Annotated in this window: 3 protein-coding genes and 1 pseudogene; all 4 read left to right on the top strand. The window is 35.2% G+C overall.

Translation table 11 applies throughout. The annotated features are described in order from the left end of the window. Positions 1-215 precede the first annotated feature (215 nt). A pseudogene (locus tag LKD36_RS17640) lies at positions 216-368 on the top strand (IS256 family transposase); the annotation flags it as partial. Positions 369-766: 398 nt separating this feature from the next. Then, positions 767-1,258 (top strand): hypothetical protein, encoded by a 492-nt coding sequence (locus LKD36_RS17280; RefSeq protein WP_308460373.1) that lies wholly within the window; start codon positions 767-769, stop codon positions 1,256-1,258. 803 nt (positions 1,259-2,061) lie between these two features. Next, positions 2,062-3,270 (top strand): glycosyltransferase family protein, encoded by a 1,209-nt coding sequence (locus tag LKD36_RS17275; RefSeq protein ID WP_308460372.1) that lies wholly within the window; start codon positions 2,062-2,064, stop codon positions 3,268-3,270. Between the two features lie 126 nt (positions 3,271-3,396). Next, a partial coding sequence (locus tag LKD36_RS17270) for a transposase (RefSeq protein WP_308460371.1) occupies positions 3,397-3,786 on the top strand: 390 nt, incomplete at its 3' end.

Raw genomic sequence — 3,786 nt, 5'->3', positions numbered from 1 at the left:
TGCCAGTCTTCAATCTGAGGAAGTATTTTATCTGTCACGTCAGATATGAAACTTTCTGATGCTTCAAAACCATAGATGATATCATCTGCATTGTTGACACATCTATAAAATAAAGAGATTGAAGAAGGATCTAATGTTGTCGCCAGGCGGAAATGATGGCGATATTTTTACAAAATGAATAAAGGATAGACTGACATATGATAGGTCAGGTATAAAAGCAAAATGAATTTCCAAGTGATACCGCCCTGTTAAAAGCCCTGTATTTGGCCACTTTTGAGGCTACGAAAAAGCGAACTACCACAATACGGAATTGGGGCCAAGTCTATGGAGAACTAAGCATTATGTACGAAGGACGCTTACCCGAATAATCAAAAGACAGGCGGAAAACCGCCTGCTCTTGGGGAGGGCAATCAAGCCTAATCTATAAGCTTATTGCCATTAATTATCATAAAAGAATCTAATTTACAGAGGTTTTCTCATAGTCTCAAATATTCAAATCCCAGATCACTTAAATTGGCAAAATTCAGCATGTTTTATCTCCAATGGAATTAATTTGCGCAGATTGTCAGCATAAATTGTTTTTTGTTGTTTCCTCAACTTCAATAGTATATCATACATTCTGCCGCCGCAAAAACTCTTTTACATATTTATAAAAATTGCAAAATAAAAGTAAATAACGTGATAAAATAAATAAGTACCAGCTATGAGGGCATAGAAATAAAGCGAAATAACAGAAGATATTTCCTGTGAGGAGGGATGATTAGGTATGGTAGATTTTAAATTTCGATACAAGATAACATATATAGACGGACAAACCTATGACAGAAAGCACATTTTGAATGTCCAGGTCACAGAGGAAGAATACAAATCAATCATACAGGGAGTTCTGCAGGGAATAGAGATAAAGGATAATCCGAAGATACCGGATGTGATTTCCAGAATGACGGAGACGGTGGAGTATGTAGATCGCTGGACAAGTATCAATGGAGCCAGCCGTACTTCTCCACTGAAAAATCCAAGAAGAATTACAAGTCTTGAATTTTTCCTGCCAGATGATGTATACCAGCGGGTTCGCAGAATGAAAATGCCGCTGGAGCTGGTCAATTTTGAAAAAGAAAAAATGGTACTTTATCGCAGCGATGGATCATTTGTCACCATCAGCAGCTATTTTGGAGAGGTGACCATACAGGATTCCAGAGAAAAGAATACCAGCCACGTGATGTCGACGGATTATTTTGTTGATCAGATATTAGGATAGATATAGTTATTTCTTCATAGCATATATCTCCCATCTTTGTTCAAAGTACAGGTGTATTGCTGCCGTACATGGTGTTTTATGCCAAATATCAACCCCATTTCCGATCTGCAAAATTACAGCGATGTGCTGCATGATGTGGCTGTTGGTGCTTCGGTTTTTCTGATAAAGAGAAAGGCTGGCTGACATTGGAAGCCGTGGAGAAGAACCTCGGGATTGTCAATGAATAATTTGCATTTATCCGAAAAAACATCAAAAAAGGGTTCACATGGGAACGGTGATTAAGAACAGGGGCACGTCTTGTGTGGGTGTCCGTAATACGGGTCCTACACTAATTCGTGTGTCCACTGTTATGGGTACATTATAGACGGTAATTATCTTCAAGTATGATATCATAAATAAGATTGGTTGAGAAATATGCAAATTTGGGGTGAACACAAAAATTAATGGAACAGAGAAAATATCAAATACAAAAACAAAATATGAAAAAGGATTTATTAGAGAAAATAATCGGTATAAGTTATACCCTCATGATGTCAATTATATTAGGTGTGTGTCTTTTTGGAAATAATATTGATTATGCCAGAAAGATTTATATTATCTGTGCGGAACCAATACTACTATTTGGAGGAATTCTATTTATAAGCATATTGGTAGTAACCCTGTATTGGATGTGGTCTCATGTTTTGAAAAATAAAAATCTGGGAAATAAAGTGCTACTATTTTTTAGTATATTGTTATTGCTATTTCAGTCTTATTGTGTATGGAACTATTTTTTTACGACAGGTTAGGATGTATGGACAATTATGGCAGCTTCGGAAGCTGTAGCACATGGTGGAAGTTTGCAGGATTATCAGGAATATTTTTCTGTCTATCCAAATAACTTGTTGTTGGTATGGTTATATGGGACTCTTATTCGTTTCTTTGATTTGGTAAAAATAAATTTTAGAATAGGAATTCTTTTCTTTCAATGTGTCCTTTCATGGGGAACTGGATTGATTTTATTTGGATGCGTAGAAAGAATATTGAAAAGTAGGCACGCAGCATGGTTTGCATGGATTTTGTATTTGATTTTGGTGGGAATGTCACCTTGGGTGTCTATTCCGTATTCTGATTCGATAGGACTTATATTCCCGATTTTTATATTATGGTTATATATCAGAGCGAGAGAAGAGAATACAAATAAAAAATGTCTGTATGTGGGAATTATTGGATTACTTACAATGATTGGATATCGGATAAAACCACAGATTGTGATTGTGGTGATAGCAATTTGTATTATAAGTTTGGTGTATATGCTGAGAGATCTGAAACAGATATTAAAAATGTTCATAAGTATGTCTGCGGGTCTGCTTATTGCTATGATTTTAGTTTCAACATGTATTCAAAGCTTGAATATGGAAGTGAATTCTAATCGAACCTATGGAATTACGCATTTTCTGATGATGGGAATGAATTATTCTGAAGTAAATGGTGTTTGGAATTTAGAAGATGTAGAGTTTTCGGGGAGTTTTGATACTTTGAAGGAGAGAAAAGAAGCTAATTTGCAAGTGACAAAAGAAAGAATAAAAGAAATGGGGATTCCAGGAATGGTTCATCTAATGCGAAGAAAAATTCTGACGAATTATAATGATGGTACTTTTTGTTGGGGAGGAGAAGGTAATTTCTTTTGGGAAATATTGTCGAAAAAAAATTCTTGTTTTGCACAATTCCTAAGAAATATATATTATACAAAGAATTGGGATAGAGGCTATTATAAGTGGTTTAGTAATTTTGAACTGATGGTATGGATTGCAATTTTGTTTTTTGGAATATTGAGCGTATTTCAAAATAAAAAAGAACTTTCTGTTATCATGCTTGCTGTAATTGGACTTACGGTTTTTGAATTGTTATTTGAACCAAGAGCTAGATATTTATATACATATGCGCCATTTTATATCATACTTGCAGTTTCTGGGATACAAATGATAATAAAACGAAATCAATATTATTATCAGTGGAAAGAGAAATTATAAACCACATTATTATAGAAGAGGATTATAAAATGTATAGACGGTAAGTCCTCAAAGGGAGTATCCCAAAGTTTGTGTAAACCTCCAAACTGATGTAAGATAAAATTACTCAGTTTGGAGGTTATTTTTATGGCAAGAAGAAAAGACAGCCCACAAAAAGCAGCAATGCGAGAAATGATGCGTGATTATCTGAAGAATAATGATATCAGTATCAAAGACGGCACCGATGTAAACAGTATCATGCGTGACATGATGTCTGTCCTTTTGGAAGGTGCTTTGGATGGGGAACTGGATGAGGAATTAGGTTATTCCAAGTATGACTATCGAAACAAAGAAACAGATAACAGTCGAAATGGACATTCCAGCAAAACTATGCACACAAGCTATGGAGATATGAATGTAGCTATTCCAAGAGATCGTAACGGTGAGTATGAGCCTCAGTTAATCAAAAAATATCAGAATACTGTGACTCAGGACATGGAAGAAAAAATACTTTCCATGTATGCCAAGGGAATGACA

The organism is Hominiventricola filiformis (assembly GCF_020686965.1).
GTDB classification, from domain to species: Bacteria; Bacillota; Clostridia; order Lachnospirales; family Lachnospiraceae; genus Hominiventricola; species Hominiventricola filiformis.
The sequence above is the reverse complement of the archived record's forward strand: the minus strand, read 5'-3'. Positions and strand labels throughout refer to the sequence as shown.

Excerpts from the sequence above, each read along its gene's own strand:
- LKD36_RS17280 (WP_308460373.1), top strand. The coding sequence starts at position 767 with ATGGTAGATTTTAAATTTCGATACAAGATAACATATATAGACGGACAA.
- LKD36_RS17275 (WP_308460372.1), top strand. The coding sequence starts at position 2,062 with ATGGCAGCTTCGGAAGCTGTAGCACATGGTGGAAGTTTGCAGGATTAT.